We start from the raw sequence: 23,335 nt of genomic DNA, 5'->3' as shown, positions 1-23,335 counted from the left end.
CGGGGAAAGAGCCAGGCCAGGCAGATCATGATGAGGACTAATGCAGCGTCTGCGGGTCGGCTGGTTTCTGTATTTGTGCCAGAGCTGACTCGAGCAATTTGCGCAGGGCATCAAGCTCGTGCATCGAGGTCATGATCATCAAGGACACGGGTGCTTTGGGCTGCATCAACATCGCCTGTTGGGCAACGACCTCGGCGCAGAGCGCGTAGTCGGCAGCCATCATCAGCGTGTCTTCGAGGGAGTGAAGGGTGTGCGGGGGATCGGGGACTATCTTCAACATGCTTTGGTATCCATTTTCAGGGCCGCCTGCTACCTGCTGTCAAACAGTTAGGTGGCAGCTGTGCATAGGTTGACAGACCGGCGGATACCAGAACCGGCGCACGCGAACGTGCCCCATACACAGCCGCCATTAAAGGCAAAGCTCTGCAAAGTATCTCGTCGCGGCCTGTCAAAGCCGGTCGTTGATGTGCAACGACCCACCGAGCCTAAAACTCAGAAATAACGACCGCAACGAAAAACAGGCGTAGCGAGTATCTTTGGGAAATGGACTACAAGAAAGGGGACAAATCTGATTTTTTTGCGGTCGGGCGTGACTGCTTGTAATGCCGGCCGGCGTCCTGCATGTCTCGTCATCCTGCATCCGCTCGATAACCAGCCTTTCCAATAATCCGTGAATAACCATTGCCTAAGATCAGCGCCGACGCTCCTTCGCACTATTCTTGACATTTGATAACCACTGCAGCCGACGCATTGCTAGTGTGGTTGCACAAGCTTTGTGTGATGGGCAATACCCTGTATCAGGCTCTGCCCATCCCGGGTTGGGCCGGGGAGCAGGCGCACCGCCAGAAACGCTATCGAAGCCGCTTGGTTCATCGGAGGTCATTCCTGTGCGCGATCCAGCAAAGAAAATGGGTTTGGTCGGGCTGACCACTTTGGTCACCGTCAACATGATGGGCTCAGGTATCATCATGCTGCCCGCCAGCATGGCGCAGATCGGTGCTGTGTCGCTGCTATCGTGGGTCGTGACGGCTGTGGGTTCGATGGCCATCGCCTACTGTTTCGCGCAATGCGGCATCTATTGCACGCGCTCGGGCGGAATGTCGGCCTACAGCGAAGAGGCCCATGGCAAGTCCGCATTCTTCCTCTGCTCCTACCTGTATTTCCTCTCGCTGATGATCGGCAACGTCGCCATTGGTATTTCCGCGGTGGGTTATCTGACGCCTTTCCTGCCCTGGCTTGGTACAGGGCCAGGCCCGCTGGTGGCAGGGACGGTGATGCTGATCTGGTTCAGCACCCTGGCCAATGTCGGCGGTGCGAACATAACCGGCAAGCTAGGCGCGATCAGTGTCTGGGGCGTCATCATTCCTGTGGCCGGCCTGAGTTTCGTGGGTTGGTACTGGTTCAACCCGCAGACGTTTACCGATGCCTGGAACCCCGACAGCATACCGGTGAGCCAGGCGATCACCGGCAGTATCCCCCTGACGCTGTGGGCCTTTCTGGGCATGGAGTCGGCCGCGCAAAATTCGGATGCGGTGGAGAACCCCAAGCGCAATGTGCCGCTTGCATGCCTGTTCGGCACACTGGGCGCAGCGGTGATCTATATCCTGTCGACCACCGTCATCCAGGGGATCGTGCCAAACCCCGAACTTGCGAATTCCAGCGCACCCTTTGCACTGGTCTATGCGCGCATGTTCAATGACACGGTCGGTAACGTGATCATGGGGTTGGCAGTCATCGCCTGTGTCGGTTCATTGCTGGGGTGGCAGTTCACCCTGGCCGAAACGGCCAAGGTTACCGCCGAGCAAGGGCTGTTTCCCACGTTGTTCACCCGCGTTACTGCCAGGGGCGCGCCACTGGCGGGCATGCTGACCTGCGCGGTCTTGCAGAGCCTGATTGCGTTGTCGACCATTTCGCCCAATGCCAGCGCCCAGTTCAGCAAGCTGGTCAACCTGGCGGCAGTGACCAACATCATTCCCTACATCACCTCCCTGACCGGGTTGCTGGTGATCATGTACAAGGCCCAGGTGGATATAAAGATCTTCCGCCGTAACAGCGCAATCATGCTGGTTGCGGTGTGCTATTGCTTCTATGCGCTCTATGCCTCGGGCCTGGAAGCGGTGTTTGGCGCTGCGCTGATCATGGCGCTGGGTTACCTGCTGTTCGGCTTCATCGCCAAACGTTTCGTCAAGGTGCTGGACTTGATTGGAGGTGCGCCATGATGCGCAGGTCGAAATGGGTTGCCCTGTGCCTGGCCCTTTCGGTGCCGTTTGCGGCGGTGTGCAGCGTTGAAGCAGCGACCGACAAGCTGAGCCGGCTGCGCGACAGTCAGGTCCTCAATCTGGGTTTCATCGCAGACCTTGCCCCGTTTTCTTCAGGCAGTACCCAGTCACCTCAAGGGTATGGCATCGAATTGTGCCAGGCAGTGGCTCAACACCTTCGCCAGTCACCTGGCCTTGCCGACTTGCAGGTGCATTGGCATGTGGTGCCGCAGGAGCAAGCCGTCCGCGCCTTGGGCGAGGGAACGGTTGATCTGCTGTGCACGCCGATGGTGGAAACGATCACAAGACGGGAAACCCTGAATTTTTCCATACCGGTCTTCACCACCGGCCTTGCGGTGCTGGTGCGGCGTGATGCACCGGCCAGCCTTCTGGAGCCACTGCGTGGTAAGCCTGTCGATACCGGCCCCAGGTGGCGCGCAACCCTCAATGCGGGGTTGAGCAAGCACAGTTTTGCAGTGCTGCGCGGCACGCTGAGCAGTCAGTGGGCGCGGGAGCGTATTCGCAAGCTTGGCCTGCAGTCCAGGCTTGAAGAGGTGTCCAGTTACCAGGAGGGTGTGCGCCGGGTGGTCGAGCGCAAGGTCGATGCGTTTTTTGGCGAGAGGATGATTTTGCTTTCCCTGCAGAGCCAGCAGCCTGAGCGCGATAGGTTATGGATCCCGGATCACCTGTTTGTCACGAGCCGTGTCGCACTGCCCATGGCCCGTGGCGATGATGGTTTTCGCCTGTTGGTGGATACCGCGCTTAGCCAGGCGCTGTCCGGCCCGGATGGAGAAGCCTTGTTCGTACGCTACCTGGGGGTACAAACAGCGCAGGACAAACTGTTGCAGAGCCTTTATGTGTTGCCGGATGACCGTGAACGGCTGGCGCCGCAACATTAGTCTTCTTCGCGCAGTGCCTTGATTCTTCCTTTTTTCTCAGCGCTGATCAGTGCCGCGTAGTCCTTCGCATTCTGCTCGGCGTAGGCGAGTGAAAAATCGCCTATGGCCTGATCAAAGGTGTTCGATTTACCCAGATAGCCACTGATCAAGGCGGCGTCACCTGATTTTGCATGCGCGCGCGCCAAGGTAATGCCGCATACCTCGGCGTACATCATCATCTGTTCGAGTGATGCACCTTCTACAGGTAGTGACATTTTCATGTCGCGCAATTGCCGGACAAAAAACTGCCGGCCCTTGGTGCTCTCGGTCCATCCGAGAAAAATGTCACTGGCAGATTGCATAAGCCGTTGGCCCGTGACCACCCGTTGGCCCTGGTTTACAAATTCGCTCTTGCCCGCATAGGGTTCAAGCACAGAAGGACAAGCCTGCTTGAATTGCAGGAGCAATGGGTTGTTTTGCGCTGAAAAGAACAAACCGACGAAGCAATAGGTGCCGACGCTGCCGATACCCACTGCCTTCATGGCAAAGTCTTCCAGGCGATAACGGTCATACAGGACCCTGCGTTCAGGCAGCAGAGAAGTACGATAATCCTCCAGCGCAAGGTGCACCCGGTTGATGAAGTCGGCTTCATCGACATGAAAAAGAATCGGCGGCTGATCGACCAGGCGTCGCCGGCCGCCCACTTCGTCACTGATTTGTGGGTACAGGTAGTCGCCGATGCGAGTCCTGGCCTTGGCCATCAACTGTTCACGTGCTTTACGGTATTTGAGACTAGGGGCCATATCGATGAGCGTTTGTGCATCGAGGCGGTCGTACCAGATTTCCAGCGGGCTCATCGTCGTCAATTCGCGCATGCGTTCCCGGTAGGCGCGAACGCATTCCATAGCCAGACGCCTGGCATCTTCATCGATGAGGCGGTTATCGCGGGCGGCTACGGCAAAACTGGTTGCCAGACGCTTTATATCCCACTCCCAAGGGGCGGGTAACGTTTCGTCAAAATCATTGATGTCGAAGATCAGGTTACGTTCGGGGGTGGCGAACAATCCAAAATTCAGCAGGTGGCAATCACCGCAGGCCTGAACGCGAATACCTGTGTGGGGAAGTGTCGCGAGGTCGCGTGCCATCAAGCCGGCTGAGCCCCTGAGAAAAGTGAACGGGCTACGCAACATGCGCCCATAGCGCACGGGCACCAAGGCCGGATGCCGGCTGCGGTTGGACTGTTCGAGAATGTCGACAGGGTCGCGATGCTTGTGCGTCGTTTTCCAGAATGCATGGGACGAGCGCGGCACCGTTTCGCGCAGTTTCTTTCCTGCGTCCAGGCGTTCTTTTCGTGACGCGAAGCGCTTGTGTTCCCGACGGCCGTCATCATCTGCTTGCAGGTGCGAGCTGGCCTGTTTCCTGAACTCGGGCATGTCAGCACCTTTGGTGATCAAAGGCAGAAGGGCAGGGCCTTGTTTTTTGCGCCAAGACACTGTTCACAGCTGATTCAAGCGTAGCATGCGCTGCGTCCAAGCTTGCACCGGGTGACCAGATCGTCCTTCAGCGCTCATCCCAAGGGTGCTGAAGATTTTGCGGCAAGCACCCAAAGGAACCTTGACAGACTATTGGTTAACAAAAATAATCATTAACAATATTATCCATTAACAATAACAAAGGATATCTGCACTCATGAAAGCGCCTATAGCACGTCCCCCAGCAAACCGGGTCGCATCACCAGGCCCGCACCCGACAAATCCCGATGCCCGGTCAGTGCAGGAGGCAGCATGATGAACCTTCGCAGAGGATTGCTTGGACTGCTGCTTGGCGTTTGCACGGGCCTTGCCCAGGCTGCCAGTTACGCTCCGCCCCCGCTCAAGCTCGAACCCCTGGCGCGCTTTACGGTGGACCTTGTCGCGCCGGTGTGGGAGCTGGGCGAAACCAGCGCGCAGGGCAAGCGGCGTATCATCCCGATCACAGGCGGCCGTTTCGAGGGGGCCAGGCTCAAGGGCACCATCCTCAATAACGGCGCGGACTGGCAGATTGTCAGCCCCGAGGGTGTGGCGATCATCGACACCCGCTACCTGCTGCAGACCGACGATGGTGCACTGATCTACCTGCGTACCGAAGGCTACCGTTACGGGCCGGATGCGGTCATGAAGAGGGTGGCCGCGGGCGAAGACGTCGATCCCAGCCTGTACCAGTTCCGCATCACCCTGCGTTTCGAGACATCCGCGCCCCAATACGCATGGCTCAATCGTACGGTCGGCGTGGGTAGCGCAATGCGCTTGGGCAATGCAGTGGTCTACGACGCGTTCGAGGTCAAATAGTTTTCCATGTCAACCATGACTTTCTGGGCTACATGCATGGTCATGACGGAACAAACCGCAAGTGCATGCCCCGATGGAATGCGCCTCCGTATATTGTCGCGCTGCGCCCCTGCAGCGCGTGTCTGTTTGCTCGGCGCGTCATCGTTGCTATCACTCACGCCTGCTTGGCTGATTGATGGCTAGAGGATTGCGTCACTTCTTACCAGGAAGCATCGAGCTCAATACCTGCTTGGCTGTCTGGACCATGACGCTGGCCTGGTCCGGGTCGCCCTTGAACAAAGAGCCGGCGAGTTTCTTCGCCTGTTCGAGTTTGATATGAGGCGGCAAGGGCGGCACGTTGGGGTCGGTCTTGAACTCGATCAATACCGGCCGATCGGCGCTTAGCGCGCGTTCCCAGGCCGCTGCGACGTCATCTTCACGGTCGACGAAAATGCCCTCCAGGCCGATGGAGATGGCAAACAGGTGATAAGGCACGTCAGGGATCGTCTGGGACGCCTCGAACTTGGGATCGCCCTCCATCACACGTTGCTCCCAGGTGACCTGGTTGAGGTCCTCGTTATTGAACACCGCGCAGATCCATTGCGGGTTCTCCCACTGCTGCCAGTATTTGGCTACGGTAATCAGCTCGGCCAGGTTGCTCATCTGCATCGCGCCATCGCCGACCAGTGCCACCACCGGGCGCTGCGGATGGGCGAACTTGGCGGCAATGGCGTACGGTACCGCAGCCCCCATGCAGGCCAGGCCGCCTGACAGCGAGCACTGCATGCCTTGGCGAATTTGCAGGTCACGGGCATACCAGTTAGCGCAGGAACCGGAGTCGCTGGTCACCAGGGTGTTGTCGGGTAGGCGAGGGGACAGCTCGTACACCACGCGTTGCGGGTTTATTGGGTCCGCCTTGACCATTGCGCGTTTGGCCAAGGTCTTGTCCCAACGTGCACGCCAGCCTTCGACTTTCTTGCGCCAGCGGCGGTCGGATTTTGTCTCGAGCAATGGCAGCAATGCGCGCAAGGTCTCCCCGGCATCACCCACCAGGTTGACCTCCATCGGGTAACGCAGGCTTAGCATGTCTGGCTGAAGGTCGATCTGCACCCCACGGGCCTGGCCTTCTTTAGGCAGGAACTCGGAATAGGGGAACCCTGAGCCGATCATCAGCAAGGTGTCGCATTCGGCCATCAACTGGTAGCTCGGTTCGGTACCCAGCAAGCCGATGGCGCCGGTCACCCACGGCAGGTCATCGGGCAAGGCGGCCTTGCCCAGTAGCGCCTTTGCCACCCCTGCGCCGAGCGTGTCGGCGATTTCGATGATCTCTTCGGTAGCCTGCAAGGCACCGGCTCCGACCAGAATGGCCACTTTGCGCCCAGCGTTGAGTACCTCGGCGGCACGCTGCAGGTCGCTGTCGTAGGGCACCACCTTGGGCTTGCTGTAACCAATGCCGGAATGCACGGTGCCATGGGCGCGGGCCGGTTCCTGGTAGGGCAGGTCCTGCAGGTCATTGGGCAGGATCACCGCCGTCACACGCCGTTCGCCGACGGCAGTGCGCACGGCGCGGTCGAGTAAATGGCGTACCTGCGAGGGTGTGGAGGCTTGTTGCACGAATGCACCGGCCACATCCTTGAACATCGACAGCAAGTCCAGTTCCTGTTGATAGTGGCCGCCCAAAGCCGCTCGGGCTTGCTGGCCGACGATGGCCAGCACTGGCATGTGGTCCATGCGGGCGTCATACAGCCCGGTGAGCAAGTGCGATGCGCCAGGCCCGGAGGTGGCAATGCACACGCCCAGTTCACCGGTGAACTTGGCATGGGCGCAGGCCATGAATGCTGCCATTTCCTCGTGGCGGGCCTGGATGAATTCGATCTTGCCGTTGGCCCGGTTCAACGCGCCGAATACACCGTTGATACCGTCGCCCGGGTAGCCGAAGATGCGCCGCACCCCCCATTGATACAAGCGCTCTACCAGAAAGTCGCCTACCGTGCCTGTCATTGCCTTCTCCCGTTCGCTGGTCGATAGGGGTCTGGACTTGGCGCGGTTTACGAAAGTTTCAACTGATATGCTTGCCTGCGCGGGTCAGCCGCCGTTTCAAGCCTTTTGGTCCTGGACCTTGAGTAGCACTGACCTGGCGTCTTCAGGGGCAGTCAGCAAGGTCAGACGATGAAGTTCACCAATCTGTTAGGTACCACTATCATTCTCTCAGCGCCTTCCAGATATTTGCTCAACACCGCATCGCAGAGCGCCTGGCGACGGATCGTGTCATGGTCGGCGTCTGCCTGGACGAGGATTTCCCCACGCAGCTTGCCATTGACCTGCACCATCATCCTCACTTCATCCCGTTTCAGCGCTTCGCTGTCTGGGGTCGGCCAGGCACTGTCATAGATCGCGCCAGGGAACGCCAGCTCTTCCCATAGTACTTGGGAAATATGCGGCGTCACCGGATGCAGCACCTGGAGGAGAATGGACATGGTCTCCCGGCAGACTTGGCGGCCAGCGCCGCGGGCTCCTTCGAGCACCTTGAGCATCTTCATCGCGCCCGATACGACGGTGTTGTACTGCAGGCGCTCATAATCGTAATTGATCTGTTGCAGCAAGCCATGGGTCTCGAAACGTACACGGCTAGCTTGCGCGGCATCCGTCGCCAGGTCGTCAACTTCGTTCCAGCGAGCTTGCTCGTCAACGGCAAAGTTCCAGAGACGGCGCAGGAAGCGATAAGCCCCTTCGACACCGCTGTCGCTCCAGATCGTGCTCTGGTCCGGAGGCCCTGCGAAAATGGTGAACAGGCGGGCGGTGTCCGCGCCGAATCGGTTGATGATCTCCTTGGGCTCGACCACGTTGTGCTTCGATTTGGACATCTTCTCCACGCCGCCCAGGCATACGGGCATGCCATCCTCGATCGCTGTGGCGCTGACCGGACGGCCCTTCTCATCGTAGTGAACCGATATCTCGGACGGGTAGAACCAGCGCCGGCTGCCGTCTTCGGCCTTGCGGTAGTAACTCTCCCGCAGCAGCATGCCCTGAGTGAACAGGTTCTTGAACGGCTCACTGAAGCCAACCAATCCCTCGTCGCGCATCGCCTTGGTCCAGAACCTGGCGTAGAGCAGGTGCAGAACCGCATGTTCGATGCCGCCGATGTACTGGTCGATGGGCATCCAGTAGCGATTGCCAGATCCGACCATTGCGGTATGGCAGTCCGGGTCGCAGTAGCGCATGAAGTACCAACTGGAGTCGACGAAGGTATCCATGGTGTCCGTCTCCCGAAGCGCGGGCGCGGCACAACGCGGGCATGCGACGTGGCGGAACGCATCATGCTGCTGAAGCGGGTTGCCACTGCCGTCGGGAATGCAGTCAGTCGGCAATACCACTGGCAGGTCTGCGTAAGGCACCGGAACATCGCCACAGCATTCGCAATGGATGATTGGAATCGGTGTTCCCCAGTAACGCTGCCGGGAGATACCCCAGTCACGCAAACGCCAGGTGGTGGTTTGCTCCCCGCATCCGCGCTCGGCCAGGGCATCGAAGATCGCCAGGGACGCCTGCTCCACAGTGAGGCCATCGTAGGCGCCTGAATTGATCAGGCGACCTTCCCGACTGGCATAGCGATCCGACCATGCGGCAAGGTCATAGGCCGCCCCTTCGACAGTGATGACGGGGCGCACGGGCAAGCCGTACTGCCGTGCAAAGTCGAAATCACGCTCATCGTGGGCCGGCACTCCCATCAAGGCGCCTTCGCCGTACTCATCGAGCACATAATTGGTGATCCAGACGGCGACTGGCTCGCCAGTCAATGGGTGCTCGACGTGCAAGCCGCTCGGGATGCCGAGCTTCGCTTGTGCACCATCGGCAGGGCTGGCCTGTGCCGACTGCCGACACGCCTGCACCTGTGGTTCGAGCCCAGGCTCGAGCGCGATGGCTCGCTGGGCCAGGGGATGATCAGGGGAAACAGCGCAGAAAGTCACACCCATCAGCGTTTCGACGCGCGTGGTGAATACCCACAGCTTGCCCGCGTCGATCAACTGCCCGCTGGCATCTTCGATCGCGTGGAGGAAGGCCAGGCGCGTGCCACTGGCCTTGCCAATCCAGTTGCGTTGCATGCTGCGAACCATGTCCGGCCAGCCTTCCAGGGTATCGATAGCCGACAGCAGCTCTTCGCCATACTGCGTAATGCGCAGGTAGTAGCCGGGAATCTCGCGCTTCTCCACCAGTGCCCCTGATCGCCAGCCCCGTCCATCTACCACTTGCTCATTGGCCAGCACGGTTTGGTCGATGGGGTCCCAGTTGACGATCTGGGTTTTCTTGTAGGCCACGCCCTTTTCCAGCAGCTTCAGGAAGAACCACTGGTTCCACTTGTAGTATTGCGGATCGCAGGTGGCAATTTCCCGCGACCAGTCGAACGCCAGGCCGAGCGGTTGCATCTGGGATTTCATGTCGGCGATGTTCATTCGAGTCCATTCGGCTGGAGGCACGCCCGACTGCATGGCGGCGTTTTCCGCCGGAAGGCCGAATGCATCCCACCCCATTGGCATCAGGACGTTGTAGCCCTTCATCCGCAAGTGGCGGGCCAGCATGTCATTGATCGTATAATTGCGCACATGGCCCATGTGCAGTTTCCCGGAAGGGTATGGCAGCATGGAGCAGGCATAGAATTTTGGCCGGCTTTGGTCTTCGACAGCCTTGAAGACTTCATCGCGAAGCCATTTGGCCTGAACCGTGCTTTCGACCCAGGCGGGATCATACTGCTGTCGCATAGACGCTCCTCGAAGTTACTGGCGCCGAGTGGCAATCAACCGCTCGACTCATGCGTTTTTGTTGGATATCACTCGGCCTACTGAATTTCATCTGCCGCCGGTGCGAGGGATTAGGGCAATCTGACAGAGATCGGATTTGAACAGTCTTCTGACTCTGGGCGGCCTCCCGCCAACCAGCCACGGGGCCACACACTGAAGGCCCGAGGCGGCTTGTATTTGGCCTTCAGCGACCTGTTAGCGTGAAGAGCCTGACCTGCTTTTAAGTTCTGGTCAGTGTCGATAGTGAGTGAGTGATTGGTTGGTGAGGTTGAATATGGTCAAGGCCTAACTTTAATGTCAAGCGTTTCTTTCAAGGGTTTGTGGGGGTTGAATAGTGGCGCCGAATTAGCTGTCAGAAAATTCGCAGGAATATGTAAAATTAATTCACGCAATGTTTGTTGTGCTGCGATTCTGGATATCCCTATGATTTCAGATGTAGAGGGTTGTTAGTCCGAGTAGCCATTAGGGTAGATGGCGTCTAATTGTTGTATGTATTGCCCGGCATGCTATCGATGGTGACAAATTCATGGCGTTTATCATCTTCACCATGGGTTCTGCCAAGTATCCATATGTTGATTTGGCATCACGGGCGGCAATGAGTTTGTAAATGGCCTTTCCGACCGAGCTCGCTATTTTTTACAGGCTATCCGGATCCCCAAAGAACATCTGTATCCGCGACCTTAACCAGCGCTCCGCCGGGTCATTGTCCTGCGCCCCTCGCCAGGCCATGTGCAACTCGAAGCTGCGCACCGCTATCGGCAGGTCTTCAGCCCGCAACCCGCCCGCCGCAGTCAGCGCATCAGCGGTGTAATCGGGCACCGTGGCAACGATATCGGTCCCCGCCAGCAGGCTGCCCAGGCCGTTGAATTGCGGCACAGCCAGGACCACATGGCGCTTGCGGCCGATCTCTTCCAGTGCTTCGTCGATGAAACCGGACAAGTCACCTGCGAACGACACCAGTGCATGCGGCCGTGCGCAGAAGTCGTCGAGGGTGATGCTGCCGGGCACGCTGTCGGCGCGCAGCAGCTTGGGCATGCTGCGGCGCAGCACCTTGCGCTTGGCGTTGGCGGGCAGTTCGCTGGTGTAGCTCACCCCCACCGAGATTTCGCCGGAGGCCAGCAGGGTAGGCATCAGCAGGTAATTGACCCGGCGCACCACCAGCACGATGCCGGGCGCCTCGGCGCGGATGCGCTTGAGCAGCTGCGGCAGCAGGGCGAATTCGGCGTCGTCCGACAGGCCGATGCGGAACACCGCGTTGCTGGTGGCCGGGTCGAACTCGGCGGCGCGGCTGACCGCGGTGGAGATGGAATCCAGCGCCGGCGACAGCAGGGCGAAGATTTCATGTGCTCGCGCTGACGGCTCCATGCTGCGGCCGGTGCGCACGAACAGCGGGTCGTCGAACAGGTTGCGCAGGCGCGACAGCGCCGCGCTGATCGCCGGCTGGCCGAGGAACAGCTTCTCGGCGGCACGGGTCACGCTACGCTCATGCATCAGGGTTTCGAACACGATCAGCAGGTTGAGGTCTACGCGACGCAGGTCGTTTCGATTCATCGGTGCGCTTCGCCTAAAGTGGGGCAGGGGTGAATCTTAAGGCCAAAGGCTGTTAACCTGCACCGATTTGTGGGGCCAATGCACAGAAATGTAAGGTGCCCAATCGATGACAGGCATGTCGACTATTAATAGCCACTGATGGTCTAACGGCAAAAGCCCGGATAAAGTCCGTGGTAATACGAGATTCACAAAGGCGAGGTATGCGATGTCCCGCATGATCCGGTTCCACAAGTTCGGCGCTGCCGAAGTGCTCCGCTGCGAGGAGCAGGCCGAACCGTCAGCTGCTGTCGGCGAGGTGCAGATCCGCGTCGAGGCCATTGGCGTGAGCTGGTACGACGTGCTTTGGCGGCAGAACCTGGCGCCGTCCCAGGCCCGCCTGCCAGCGGGGATCGGCCACGAGATGGCCGGTGTGGTGACTGCGGTGGGTGAAGGTGTCGATGACATTGCAGTGGGCGACCGGGTGGCCAGCTTCCCGGCGACCAGCGCCAATGATCACCCGGTGTACGGGGATGTGATCGTTCTGCCGCGTACGGCGATTACCCGTTACCCGGACATCCTCACCCCGATCGAAGCCAGCGTGCATTACACGCCGCTGTTGATCGCTTACTTCGCCTACGTCGACCTGGCCAGGGCCAAGGCCGGGCAGACTGCACTGGTCACCGATGCCAGCCATTGCGCAGGGCCCGCCTTCGTACAGCTGGGCAAGGCCTTGGGGCTCAAGGTGTTCGCTGCCACCAAGGAGCCGGAGCAGCGCGAATACCTGCTGGGCCTGGGCGCTGACAAGGTGATCGTCACCGAAGAGCAGGACTTGCTCCTGCAGGTGGGCAAGTACACCGACGGGCGCGGTGTGGACATGGTCCTCGACGGCATGGGCGGCCCGCAGATGTCACTGCTCGGCGATGTACTCGCGCCACGCGGCAGCCTGGTGCTTTATGGCCTGCAGGGTGGTAACCAGACACCATTCCCGGCCTGTGCGGCGTTCCAGAAGAACATCCAGTTCTACGTTCACTGCATCGGTAACTTCACCGGCAAGCCGGAACTGGGCATTAGTCAGGACCAGGTTGCGCTGCAGCGTGCCCTGCGTGATATCAACCAGTTCACGGCAGACCAGTTGCTGACACCGCAGATCATCAAGGTGTATCCGTTTGATCAAGTGGTTGAAGCGCACCGGTATATGGATGAGTGTCCTTGTGGCGGCAGAGTGGTGCTGGACTTGGCGGCGGGCTGATATACGCTGGATCTAAAGGAAACCCGGGCTTGGCTCGGGTTTTTTTTCGAGTGTTCACAGCTTGATGGTCCTCCCCGACAATCCGTGAATAGTCTCTTGCTAGGACTTTTCCTACGATTAACTAGTATCCGTCCTACATAAAAAAATATTGCCACCTCGCGTGCATGCAAATGCCTTGAAAAGTCTTTCTCTTTGAAAACTTCCCCGTGTCGAGCGCACAGTGAGTTGCCATTCGGCTGAATGGTTTTTTTACCGGCGTCTGTATCTGTTAATCGTTGAGCAACGCTTGATAATGGCGTAATGATGCTTTACGCAAGGAGCGTGCAATGGAGAAGATCAACCCTGGCTTTTGGTGTTTTGGCGCGGCGGAGGGCTCACGCAGGGGTTCATTTCTCTCAATGGCATGGCGACAGTAATTCGTCACTTCAATTTCTCTTAAAGTTTTGTAGGAAATTTCTTCAGGCTTGATTCGCCGCCTATTGATTCATGAAAAAGTGCATTGTTGGCGGTGGAAAGAATGAAGTAGTGAGGTGACATGTGAGCAATATCCACGACCAAGCTATGCACCATATTTACCAACAGGTGCTGGATCGCGTGTTGGGCCATATGTCCCAGGTCCAGCGCGCCTCTTTGCAGCTGTTGGTCCAGCGTTTGCTGGTAGCCGCAGGTGGCCCGGAATATATCGGTACGTTCAGGTTGCTCGTGCTGCTAGGCGCAGACTGCCATAGCGCCCGGCTGCTGGCGGTCTTGCGTGCGGCCCAGTTGAGTATTGCCCAGCGTGCACCTGTCACCTTTCAGTTGCAGGTGGTGGCGGTGTGCTTACCCGCGGCCAGCAACGCGCTTCTTGAGCAACATGAGCGTGTGTTCAGTACCTTGTTTCTGCATGACGATCCACGGGTGCAGCTCCAGATGCTCGAAGCCGGGCAGGTGGTTTCGTTCAGCCGAAGGCCCTATCTGGCGGTCGAACCCTGGGCGCTGGCGCGCGACGCCTTGCTTGTGTTCGGCCATCTTGTCGATGCGCGGCCCGAAGCACTTTTGGGCAGTCGCATGCACCTGGAACTGGGTGCAGCGCTGTGTCTGGCGCTTGACGGCCAGCCGGCAGTCGATGCAATGGTCACCGCCATGCCTGCGCGACAGCGCCTGCGTTACCTGGCGTGGGCCCGCAGGGGGCTGCGCCAGGCCGGTGACGGAGGGAGGGCGAACCTGCATCAGTGCATGGCGACGCTTGCCGAGCGGTTGAGTCAGTTGCACAACACTGCCGGCGCTTCACTTGGCGAGCCGGAAAAACCGGTTACCGAGCGTCACTCGGACCTTCCGGTCAGGCTGATTACCCTCGACGACCTGTTGCCCCAGCTACTGAGTGAAGGTGAGCTGGACTTGATGATGGAGTGCCACTTCGAGCCTGTGCAGAAGACCATGCCACTGGCCAGTTTTCTCGACCCGCTGGCGTTGGCCCAGTTGCATGAGCTGCGGTCGCGCTGCAATGCTCCTGTTGAGTCAGGCCCGGCGCCGCGTCTGCATTGCGAAAGGGCGCTAGCACAGGCATCGCAGCAAAGCCGTTTTGCCAAGGCCTATGGCCTTGAGCACACTCAGCTCGTTTGCATGTTCCACAGCCCATTCGCCAACAAGGGGCGCAGGTTGGAGCGCTTTCTGCAATGCTGCCACGCCGATATGCTGGTGGCACTGCCTTATCTGCATCGCGTCATGCAGGGCAAACCTTGTCCCGATCCCGTCAAGGATTGGTTGGTAAACATCAGTGGTTTGTCCCTTGCTCAATTGCGAGCTATTTACGAAGGGCGTTTGCATCACAGCGCCTGGCCCTTGCTGGCAAACCTGGCACGGCGTGATGTGCATCTGGCGCTACTGGCCTGCCGGCCCGCTGCTGGTTTGCCTGCCTGTGGGGGCTTACCTGATGGGGCGTGAATTCGCTTACCAGACGGTGTATCGATATCTGCAAGCGCTTATCGATGAGGCCGCGCGGGGAGGGGAGCGCCGTTTGCCCTCACTGCGTGCCCTGTCGCGGCACCTGCGCGTTTCACTGGCCACTGTACAAACAGCCTACGGGTTGTTGGAACATGAAGGGCGGGTGCTGTCGGTGCCTAAATCCGGGTACTTTGTGCCGGCCGGTGCCATCACCGGCGTGACGGCCACTGCAGAGTCGGACCAGGCCATGCTGGCGCATCCGGCGATGGAGCGTGCGTTGTTCGCTCACGAAAGACGGCTGGCGCGACAGCGTGCACGTTCATTGCCCGGTACCCAGAGCTCGGGAGAAGTTCGCCTGCGGCATGTATTGGCCGAACGTTACACTCGATCGTCCCGGCAATCTTGGCGTGCTGAAGATGTGCACCTGGGGCCCGACATGCAGGCTTTGCTGGAAACGCTGCTCGAAGCACTGGCGTTGCATGGCAGCACGGTGCTGGTCGCATCGCCGTGCTGCTGGCGTTTGCTGAGGGTTTTGCAGCGCTTTGGCTTGCATGTGCTGGAGATGCCCGTCGACAACCACGGCAGCCCTGACCTCGGCAGCCTGGCTCGCTTGTTGGGGCGTGAGTCGGTGCGCATGATGGTCATGCCGTCATGCCTTGGCATGCCTACGGGGCGGTTGATGTCGCAACAGGACCAGCGGCAGATTGCCCATTTGCTGGCCTCGCATCCTGTCTGGCTGCTGGAAAACGATCTGGACAGCGAGCACTGTTTCGACACCCCTCCGGGGGCACGTTTGCGTGACTGGGTCGACCAGCGGTGGCTGTTGGTGCTGGGGTCGCTGCAAGCGTTGGTCGGTGCCGAGGCCCCCTATGCGTATGTGCTGGGCCTGCATGGCACCCTTGGCGAAAGGTTTTCCCGACGAGCCTTCCAGCTACCTCCTGTGCGTCAGCAGGCCTTGGCGCAGATGCTCAGCAACGGCGAGGTCGACGGGCAATTGAGCCGACGTCGGCTGGAGCTGCGCAAGCGTATGGAGCATTTATGCCATCAACTCAATGTTTGCCTGGGCGGGAAGCTGGCCTTTGACATGCCTGACGGGGGGTATGTCCTGTGGGTGCGCATGCTTGAGCCAATCGCCTTGGATCGCGTTTCGTCAGCTTTGTCTGGTCCGGCCTTGCAAGTACTGGCAGGTGCGCGGTTCAGCGTGCAGGGGCGTTATCAGCACTACCTGGCGCTCACCTGGGCAGGCGACCGGCCAGAAGCGCTGAGCGAGGCGCTCTACCGGTTGAAACAGGTGCTGGCGCCGCGTCGAGGACGGCAGGCTGGCAGCAAAAGCTGATCGCCAGCCCTGGCGTGTCACGTATCATGGTGCCCTGTTCATTCATATTCAGGAGCCTCTGCATGGGCACCCCACATTTTCGCCAACCTGTTCCCCAGGATGCCGAACGCTGCTACGAGATTGAAATTGGCGCGTACGAGGGGGATGAAGCCGCGACCCTTGAAAAGATCCGCACCCGTATCGCGCAGTACCCAGAGGGTTTCCTCCTGCTTGAGGTCGACGGCAAGGTCGTGGGCTTCATCAACAGTGGCTGTGCCCACGAGGTGGTGATGTCCGATGAGGCCTTCAAGGAGCTGGTAGGCCATGACCCGGCGGCAGCGAACGTGGTGATCATGTCCGTCGTGGTGGACCCGGCTTGTCAGGGCAAGGGTTACGCGAAACTGCTGATGAATACGTTCGTGCAGCGGATGGCTGCGCTCGAGAAGCGCACCATCCACCTGATGTGCAAGCAGCAGCATGTCGAGTTGTACCGCAAGATGGGCTACCAGTACGTGAAGCCATCGCCCTCGGACCACGGCGGCATGGCCTGGCATGAGATGGTCATGGCGCTCTGACGTGGCTCAAGCGCCATTGGTCGGTTGTTTGCCAGCCTGACCCACGGGGCTTGCCAGCAGGCGTTATCTGTATGTATAAACAGTGTCCGTTCCTGCTGCCCGACCCCGCCCTGTGATCGCCCATTCCGTCGACGACCCGCTCTACTACCTGCATAACTTCCGCCAGGTGCTGCTGTGGGTCGAACACCGCTATGCCGACCTGCTCGATACCCAGGAGCTGGCTTTCATCCATGCATTTGCCAGGCTCGAAGAGCCAGCCCAGGCGCTGCTGGTGCGCATGGTGATGCGCAAGGGCGAGCTGTTTCGCAGTGACCGGCTGGACTATGCCGAGATCGGCGATACGCGTGCGGCCTTGCAGCCACTGCAGGCGTTGGGCTGGGTGCGTGAACCCGAGCAGTTGAGCCTGGAGCAGTTGTTCGTCCTGCTGCGCAAGGAGGAACTGGCCAGCGGTTTTGCAGGCCTTCTGAGCCGACCGCGTGCGGCCAAAGGCGATCTGCTCGCGCAACTTCAAGCCTTGGAGCTGGCGCCCAGGTCACTGTCCGATTGGTTCGTCAGTGCCCCGGTGGGCATCGTGCAGTGGTGCCTGCAGCCGCTGTGCGATCGCATGCGTCTGCTGTTCTTTGGCAACCTGTACCAGGACTGGTCCGATTTTGTTCTTGCTGACCTGGGCGTGCTGCGTTTCGAGCAAGTGCCATTCAGCCCCGCCTCGCGTGCCTTGCAGCAGCGCAGCGACGTCGACCTGGCCATGGCTTTGCACCAGTGCGCCGAGCGTCTGGAGTTGGCTGAGGCGCCTGCGTCGATCCTTCAGGCGTTGGCGGGCTGGCGCAGCGACAACCCCTGGCTGGCCCGCCGTCACGCGCGCTTGCTGTTTGCCCTGGGCCAGCAGTGCGAGCGCCTTGGCGACTGGGACCTGGCATTGACGGTGTATGCCCAGAGCAGCCATGCGCAAGCGCGCATCCGCCAGGTGCGGGTGCTGGAGCGCAGCGAGCGCTGGCAAGAGGCGTATGCCCTGGCCCTGCACCTGGCCCAAACGCCTGCCAATGCCCTGGAAGTGCAGGCGCTTGAGCGCATGGTGCCGCGCCTGGTGCGCAAACTGGGCGGGCCGGCGCAGCGCCGGCGGCGTGCCACACCCGCGCAGGTGATCGAGCTCGAGCTGCCTCGCGAGCAGGCCGCGTTGGGTGTCGAGGAGGCTGTTCGGCAGCACCTGGCGCAAGCAGGCGGGCAGGTTCACTACGTCGAGAACACGCTGCTCACCAGCCTGTTCGGGCTGTTGTGCTGGGACGCGATCTTCGCCCCGATTCCCGGCGCGTTCTTCAACCCCTTCCAGGCTGCACCGCAAGACCTGCACGACTGCGACTTCCAGCAGCGGCGCGCCGTACAGTTCGATGCTTGTCTGGGCCGGCTCGACGACGGCTCGCATCAGCAGGCCATCCTCGACTGCTATGCCGCCAAGCAAGGGCTGCAATCGCCGTTCGTGTTCTGGCAGATGCTCAACCATGCCTTGCTCGTGCAGGCATTGGCCTGCCTGCCCGCGGCGCACCTCAAGCAGTGTTTCCTGCGCCTGTTGCAGGACATACGTAACAACCGCACCGGCATGCCTGACCTGATTCAGTTCTGGCCGGAGCAGGGGCGTTACCGCATGGTCGAGGTCAAAGGCCCGGGCGACCGCCTTCAGGACAACCAGTTGCGGTGGCTGGAATTCTGCGCCGAGCACGGCTTGCCGGTGGCTGTCTGTCATGTGCGCTGGAGCGAGGGCGAGTGAGCTATCGCGTGGCGGTGCGCGCTTTGTGTGAGTTCACTGCCAAGGCCGGTGACCTCGACCTGCGCTTCACGCCGTCGCCCACTGCCCAGGAGGGCATCGAGGGCCATCGCCGGGTAGTGGCCAGGCGGGCCGCCGGGTACGAGGCGGAGGTCGCACTCGAAGGCGCTTTTCAGGGCTTGCAGGTGCGCGGCCGCGCCGACGGTTATGACCCCGCCGCAAACCGTCTTGAAGAGATCAAGACCTACCGTGGTGACCTGGCCCGCCAACCGGCCAATCATCGCCAACTGCACTGGGCGCAGGCCAAGGTCTATGCCTGGCTGCTGTGCCAGGCGCGGCAGTTGCCCGCCATCGAGGTGGCGCTGGTTTACCTGAACGTGGACAACGACGGCCAGACCTTGATCAGCGAGCATTACAGCGCCGTCGAGCTGCAAGCTTTTTTCGAAACCCAATGCCTGTGTTTTCTGGCCTGGGCCCAAGGGCAAACGCAGCGCCTGGCCGAGCGTGACCGCGGGCTGCAGAGCCTGGGCTTTCCTTACCCGCAGTTTCGCCAAGGCCAGCGGCAACTGGCCGAAACCCTGTACAAGGCGGTCAGCACCGGGCGCTGCCTGATGGCCCAGGCCAGCACCGGTATCGGCAAGACCCTCGGCACGCTGTTCCCGTTGCTCAAGGCCATGGTGCCGCAACAACTCGACAAAGTGTTTTTCCTGACCGCCAAGACCCCAGGCCGAGCACTGGCGCTGGATGCCCTGCAACAGATTACCCGGGCCACGCCGCAGCCCGCGCTGCGCACTCTGGAGCTGATTGCCCGCGACAAGGCCTGCGAGCACCCCGACAAAGCCTGCCATGGCGACGCCTGCCCATTGGCCCAAGGCTTCTACGACCGCCTGCCGGCGGCGCGTGAGGCTGCTGCCCGGTTGCCGTTGCTGGACCGCGCGAACCTGCGCGAGGTGGCCCTGCAACACCAGGTCTGCCCGTACTACCTGGGGCAGGAAATGGCGCGCTGGGTCGATGTACTGGTGGCCGACTACAACTATTACTTTGACGCTCATGCCCTGCTGTTCGGCCTGACACAGGCCAACCAATGGCGCGTTGCGGTGCTGGTCGACGAGGCTCATAACCTGGTGGAGCGTGGCCGCAGCATGTACAGCGCCAGCCTCGACCAGGGGCAATTGCTGGCGCTGCGCCAGCGCAAACCGCCAGGGCTGGCCAGCGCGCTGGACCGGCTGAACCGCCAATGGAATGCCCTGTACAAGGCGCAGCGAGCGCCTTATCTGGCCACCGGGCAGTTGCCGGACGCCTTTCTACGTGCGCTGCAGCAATGCATCGGGCTGATCCAGGAGCGCTTGAACGAGTCGCCCGTCGAAGTGGATACACACATCCTGCAGTTCTATTTTCAGGCGCTGCAGTTCAACCGGGTTGCCGAGCTGTTCGATGAGCATTTCCTGTTCGATGTGAGCCTGCGCGAAGGCCCGCGCCAGCGGCGCCTGGCCACCTTGTGCCTGCGCAACGTAACGCCCGCCAAACTGCTCGGCCCGCGCATGCAGGCAGCGCGCAGCGTGACGTTGTTCTCGGCCACGCTCAGCCCCCGGCATTTCTACACCGACCTGCTCGGCATGCCACCGGATACAGCGTGGCTTGAAGTGGCGGCGCCGTTTCGCGCCGAACAGCTCGAAGTGCGCATCGCCAGCCAGGTCTCTACCCGTTATCACGAACGTCAGGCCTCGCTGGCACCGATCGTTGCGCTGATCGCCGAGCAGTACCAGCGCCAACCCGGCAACTACCTGGCGTTCTTCAGCAGTTTCGAATACTTGCAGCAGGTGTATGCGCTGCTGGCCGAGCAGCACCCGGCGATCTCGGCCTGGGCTCAGGCACCAGGCATGGACGAAACAGCACGCCAGGATTTTCTTGCGCGCTTTGCCGCAGACGGCCAGGGCGTCGGGTTTGCCGTGCTGGGCGGTGCCTTTGGCGAAGGTGTCGACCTGCCGGGCAACCGGCTGATCGGTGCATTCGTCGCCACCCTCGGGTTACCCCAGGTCAACCCGGTCAACGAACAGTTCAAACAGCGGCTGGGCCGCCAGTTCGGCGCTGGTTTCGACTACGTCTACCTGTACCCCGGCGTACGCAAGGTGATCCAGGCTGCAGGCCGGGTGATTCGCGGCGATCAGGACCGCGGCGTGCTGGTGTTGATCGATCAGCGCTTCGCCGAGCCGCATGTGCAGCAGATGTTCCCCAACTGGTGGCAGATAGCCCGCGAATAATCCTCGGCAAGGCCTTCGCACCTCATTGCAACTCCCAGTACACTGCGTGTTCCAACTCCAACATCCGTTGAACTCGAGGTTTCTGCATGACGCTCAGTCCTTTGGCAGGCAAGCCGGCTCCGGCCAGCGTGCTGGTCGATATCCCCCGCCTGCTCACCGCTTATTACACCGGCCGCCCCGACGCTGCCGTAGCGGCCCAGCGCGTGGCCTTCGGCACCTCGGGCCACCGGGGCAGTTCGTTCGACCTGAGTTTCAACGAAGACCACGTGCTGGCGATCACCCAGGCCATCTGCCTGTACCGCCAGGAAAAGGGCATCGACGGCCCGTTGTTCATCGGTGCCGATACTCACGCGTTGTCCGCGCCGGCAGCCGCCAGTGCCCTGGAAGTGCTGGCCGCCAATGGCGTGCAGGTAATGCTGTCCAAGGACGATGAATACACCCCGACGCCTGCGGTGTCCCACGCCATCCTGTGCTACAACCGTGGCCGCAATGGCGGGCTGGCCGATGGCATCGTCATCACCCCCTCGCACAACCCGCCGCAGAGCGGTGGCTTCAAATACAACCCGCCCAACGGTGGCCCGGCTGACAGCGATGTGACCAAGTGGGTCGAGGCCAAGGCCAACGAACTGCTGGCCGCAGGCCTTGCCGGCGTCAAGCGCATGGACCATGCGCAGGCCCTCCAGGCTCCGACCACCCAGCGCCACGACTATGTCAGCCACTACGTTGCCGACCTGGAAAACGTCATCGACTTCGATGTCATCCGCAGCGCCAACCTGCGCCTGGGCGTTGACCCGCTGGGTGGGGCAGGGGTGCGTTACTGGTCGGCGATCGCCGAGCACTACAAGCTGAACCTGGAAGTGGTCAACACCGAGGTCGACCCGACCTTCCGCTTCATGACCGTCGACTGGGACGGCCAGATCCGCATGGACCCTTCGTCGCCATACGCCATGCAAGGCCTGATCGGCCTGCGCGAGCGCTTCGATGTGGCGTTTGCCTGCGACCCGGACCACGACCGCCACGGGATCGTCACCGCCGATGGCCTGTTGCAGCCAAACAACTACCTGGCCGTGGCCATCGACTACCTGTACCGCCACCGTCCGCAGTGGCGCAGTGACGCTGCCGTGGGCAAGACGGTGGTGTCCAGCGGCCTGATCGACCGTGTTACCGCGCGTCTGGGCCGTGAGTTGTATGAAGTGCCGGTGGGCTTCAAGTACTTTGCCCAGGGGCTGTTCGACGGCTCGTTGGGCTTTGGCGGCGAAGAAAGCGCCGGCGCCTCGTTCCTGCGCAAGGACGGTACGGTCTGGGCTACCGACAAGGATGGCTTGATTCCGGCGCTGCTGGCCGCCGAGATGACTGCACGCACCGGCCGTAATCCAAGCCAGGCCTATGCCGACCTCACGGCGGCGCTGGGCAAGCCGTTCGCTACCCGTGTGGAAGCGAAGGCCGATGCGCGGCAGAAGGCATTGCTGAGCAAGTTGGCGCCGGAGCAGGTCAAGTCGACCGAGCTGGCTGGAGAGCCCATCGAGCAGATCCTCAGCCACGCGCCCGGCAATGGCCAGGCCATCGGTGGCCTGAAGGTGATGACCGCCAACGGCTGGTTTGCCGCGCGGCCTTCGGGCACCGAGGACATCTACAAGATCTACGCCGAGAGCTTTATCGACGAGGCGCACCTGCAACGCCTGGTGGCAGAGGCGCAGGTACTGGTGGATGCCGCGATTGCCTGATTGACCCGTGAAGCAGGGCCGCAGCGCGGCCCTGCTTGTTCAAGCCACATCGACCAGCACGATCTCACTGTCCTCGATTGCGGTCACCCGCAGCACGTCTTCCTGCTCGATCGCCACGCCATCGCGGCCCTTGGCCCGCAGCCCATTGACCTCGACCAGGCCCTTGGCCGGCACCAGATACCCTCGACGCCCTGCATCGAAGCGGTACTCGGCCGTTTCGCCTGCCCGCAGGGTTGCCGCTACCAGACGCGCATCGGTGCGGATCTGCAAACTTTGCTCATCGCCCGCCCGGCCGCTGGCCAGGGTCACGAAGCCTTCACCGCGCTCGCCTTTGGGGAACGGCCTGGTCCCCCATGACGGTGCATCGCCAACGCGCTCCGGTACGATCCAGATCTGGAAAATACGGGTATCTACGTCTTCCAGGTTGTACTCGCTGTGCACGATGCCGGTACCGGCGCTCATGACCTGTACATCGCCGGATTCGGTGCGGCCTTTGTTGCCCAGGCTGTCCTGGTGGGTGATGGCGCCTTCACGCACGTAGGTGATGATTTCCATGTCGCGGTGTGGATGCGGTGGGAACCCGCTGCCGGCGGCGATCAGGTCATCGTTCCATACCCGCAGGTTGCCCCAGTGCATACGCGCCGGGTCATGGTATTCGGCAAACGAGAAATGGTGATGGGCATCGAGCCAGCCGTGGTTGGCGTGGCCAAGGCCTTCGAAAGGTCGCAGTTGCAGCATGATCGTGCTCCTTGAATGGGTGG

At 60.8% G+C, this 23,335-nt stretch carries 16 protein-coding genes; 10 read left to right on the top strand and 6 right to left on the bottom strand.

All coding sequences use genetic code 11. The annotated features are described in order from the left end of the window. Positions 1-37: 37 nt before the first annotated feature. Positions 38-280, bottom strand: a complete 243-nt coding sequence (locus JOE27_RS05650; RefSeq protein ID WP_119687183.1) for a hypothetical protein — start codon at positions 278-280, stop codon at positions 38-40. Between the two features lie 607 nt (positions 281-887). Here JOE27_RS05650 and potE point away from each other — a divergent pair. Together potE and JOE27_RS05640 are read left to right on the top strand one after the other, a co-directional pair. Beyond that, complete coding sequence (gene potE, locus JOE27_RS05645; RefSeq protein WP_115274561.1) at positions 888-2,219, top strand: putrescine-ornithine antiporter; 1,332 nt, start codon at positions 888-890, stop codon at positions 2,217-2,219. Next, the gene (locus tag JOE27_RS05640; protein WP_239539300.1) at positions 2,219-3,157 is read left to right on the top strand and encodes a transporter substrate-binding domain-containing protein; all 939 of its coding nucleotides are present in this window, start codon (positions 2,219-2,221) and stop codon (positions 3,155-3,157) included. Before potE ends, JOE27_RS05640 begins: the two co-directional genes overlap by 1 nt. Here the strand turns inward: JOE27_RS05640 and JOE27_RS05635 are convergent. Then, positions 3,154-4,569: a DUF2252 domain-containing protein gene (locus tag JOE27_RS05635; RefSeq protein WP_204918177.1), complete on the bottom strand. Its 1,416-nt coding sequence runs from the start codon at positions 4,567-4,569 to the stop codon at positions 3,154-3,156. The genes JOE27_RS05640 and JOE27_RS05635 overlap by 4 nt on opposite strands. A gap of 351 nt (positions 4,570-4,920) precedes the next feature. Between JOE27_RS05635 and JOE27_RS05630 the strand changes: the two genes are divergently transcribed. Continuing rightward, entirely contained in the window at positions 4,921-5,463 is a 543-nt protein-coding gene (locus tag JOE27_RS05630; protein WP_115274563.1) for a DUF3237 domain-containing protein, read from the top strand. 192 nt (positions 5,464-5,655) lie between these two features. Here JOE27_RS05630 and JOE27_RS05625 read toward each other — a convergent pair whose 3' ends face one another. From JOE27_RS05625 to JOE27_RS05615, 3 genes are all read right to left on the bottom strand, one after another. Then, positions 5,656-7,443 carry a thiamine pyrophosphate-requiring protein gene (locus tag JOE27_RS05625; RefSeq protein ID WP_204918175.1) on the bottom strand — a complete coding sequence of 596 codons (1,788 nt, stop codon included), beginning with the start codon at positions 7,441-7,443 and terminating at the stop codon, positions 5,656-5,658. A gap of 161 nt (positions 7,444-7,604) precedes the next feature. After that, positions 7,605-10,199, bottom strand: a complete 2,595-nt coding sequence (gene leuS / locus JOE27_RS05620) for a leucine--tRNA ligase (RefSeq protein WP_204918172.1) — start codon at positions 10,197-10,199, stop codon at positions 7,605-7,607. A 675-nt stretch (positions 10,200-10,874) separates the two neighbouring features. Continuing rightward, positions 10,875-11,789, bottom strand: coding sequence for a LysR family transcriptional regulator (locus tag JOE27_RS05615; protein ID WP_012314827.1), 915 nt, complete (start codon positions 11,787-11,789; stop codon positions 10,875-10,877). 205 nt (positions 11,790-11,994) lie between these two features. Here JOE27_RS05615 and JOE27_RS05610 point away from each other — a divergent pair, with 205 nt between their 5' ends. The 7 genes from JOE27_RS05610 (at position 11,995) to pgm (ending at position 22,574) form a co-directional block, all read left to right on the top strand. After that, positions 11,995-13,017: a zinc-dependent alcohol dehydrogenase family protein gene (locus tag JOE27_RS05610; protein WP_119687177.1), complete on the top strand. Its 1,023-nt coding sequence runs from the start codon at positions 11,995-11,997 to the stop codon at positions 13,015-13,017. A 537-nt stretch (positions 13,018-13,554) separates the two neighbouring features. After that, positions 13,555-14,940: a hypothetical protein gene (locus tag JOE27_RS05605; RefSeq protein WP_204918170.1), complete on the top strand. Its 1,386-nt coding sequence runs from the start codon at positions 13,555-13,557 to the stop codon at positions 14,938-14,940. Then, positions 14,930-16,276: a PLP-dependent aminotransferase family protein gene (locus JOE27_RS05600; protein WP_204920619.1), complete on the top strand. Its 1,347-nt coding sequence runs from the start codon at positions 14,930-14,932 to the stop codon at positions 16,274-16,276. The genes JOE27_RS05605 and JOE27_RS05600 overlap by 11 nt, the downstream gene beginning before the upstream one ends. A 62-nt stretch (positions 16,277-16,338) precedes the next feature. After that, positions 16,339-16,830 (top strand): GNAT family N-acetyltransferase, encoded by a 492-nt coding sequence (locus JOE27_RS05595; RefSeq protein WP_115274579.1) that lies wholly within the window; start codon positions 16,339-16,341, stop codon positions 16,828-16,830. A gap of 112 nt (positions 16,831-16,942) precedes the next feature. Then, the gene (locus JOE27_RS05590; protein WP_204918169.1) at positions 16,943-18,592 is read left to right on the top strand and encodes a VRR-NUC domain-containing protein; all 1,650 of its coding nucleotides are present in this window, start codon (positions 16,943-16,945) and stop codon (positions 18,590-18,592) included. Further along, positions 18,589-20,850, top strand: a complete 2,262-nt coding sequence (locus tag JOE27_RS05585) for an ATP-dependent DNA helicase (RefSeq protein WP_204918167.1) — start codon at positions 18,589-18,591, stop codon at positions 20,848-20,850. The genes JOE27_RS05590 and JOE27_RS05585 overlap by 4 nt, the downstream gene beginning before the upstream one ends. Before the next feature lie 86 nt (positions 20,851-20,936). Next, a complete protein-coding gene (gene pgm / locus JOE27_RS05580; protein ID WP_204918165.1) occupies positions 20,937-22,574 on the top strand; it encodes a phosphoglucomutase (alpha-D-glucose-1,6-bisphosphate-dependent) in 1,638 nt (545 codons plus the stop codon). Positions 22,575-22,613: 39 nt separating this feature from the next. Here the strand turns inward: pgm and JOE27_RS05575 are convergent, their stop codons facing one another. Next, positions 22,614-23,312, bottom strand: coding sequence for a pirin family protein (locus JOE27_RS05575; protein ID WP_204918163.1), 699 nt, complete (start codon positions 23,310-23,312; stop codon positions 22,614-22,616). Between the last annotated feature and the right edge of the window lie 23 nt (positions 23,313-23,335).

The organism is Pseudomonas sp. M5, assembly GCF_016907075.1.
GTDB classification, from domain to species: domain Bacteria; phylum Pseudomonadota; class Gammaproteobacteria; order Pseudomonadales; family Pseudomonadaceae; genus Aquipseudomonas; species Aquipseudomonas putida_E.
The sequence above is the reverse complement of the archived record's forward strand: the minus strand, read 5'-3'. Positions and strand labels throughout refer to the sequence as shown.

Bases quoted from the DNA above. Each gene is read 5' to 3' on its own strand.
- JOE27_RS05600 (WP_204920619.1), top strand. From the start codon at position 14,930: ATGGGGCGTGAATTCGCTTACCAGACGGTGTATCGATATCTGCAAGCG.
- leuS (WP_204918172.1), bottom strand. From the start codon at position 10,199: ATGCGACAGCAGTATGATCCCGCCTGGGTCGAAAGCACGGTTCAGGCC.
- JOE27_RS05595 (WP_115274579.1), top strand. From the start codon at position 16,339: ATGGGCACCCCACATTTTCGCCAACCTGTTCCCCAGGATGCCGAACGC.
- pgm (WP_204918165.1), top strand. From the start codon at position 20,937: ATGACGCTCAGTCCTTTGGCAGGCAAGCCGGCTCCGGCCAGCGTGCTG.
- JOE27_RS05635 (WP_204918177.1), bottom strand. From the start codon at position 4,569: ATGCCCGAGTTCAGGAAACAGGCCAGCTCGCACCTGCAAGCAGATGAT.
- JOE27_RS05640 (WP_239539300.1), top strand. From the start codon at position 2,219: ATGCGCAGGTCGAAATGGGTTGCCCTGTGCCTGGCCCTTTCGGTGCCG.
- JOE27_RS05575 (WP_204918163.1), bottom strand. From the start codon at position 23,312: ATGCTGCAACTGCGACCTTTCGAAGGCCTTGGCCACGCCAACCACGGC.
- JOE27_RS05615 (WP_012314827.1), bottom strand. From the start codon at position 11,789: ATGAATCGAAACGACCTGCGTCGCGTAGACCTCAACCTGCTGATCGTG.
- JOE27_RS05625 (WP_204918175.1), bottom strand. From the start codon at position 7,443: ATGACAGGCACGGTAGGCGACTTTCTGGTAGAGCGCTTGTATCAATGG.
- JOE27_RS05610 (WP_119687177.1), top strand. From the start codon at position 11,995: ATGTCCCGCATGATCCGGTTCCACAAGTTCGGCGCTGCCGAAGTGCTC.
- JOE27_RS05630 (WP_115274563.1), top strand. From the start codon at position 4,921: ATGATGAACCTTCGCAGAGGATTGCTTGGACTGCTGCTTGGCGTTTGC.
- JOE27_RS05650 (WP_119687183.1), bottom strand. From the start codon at position 280: ATGTTGAAGATAGTCCCCGATCCCCCGCACACCCTTCACTCCCTCGAA.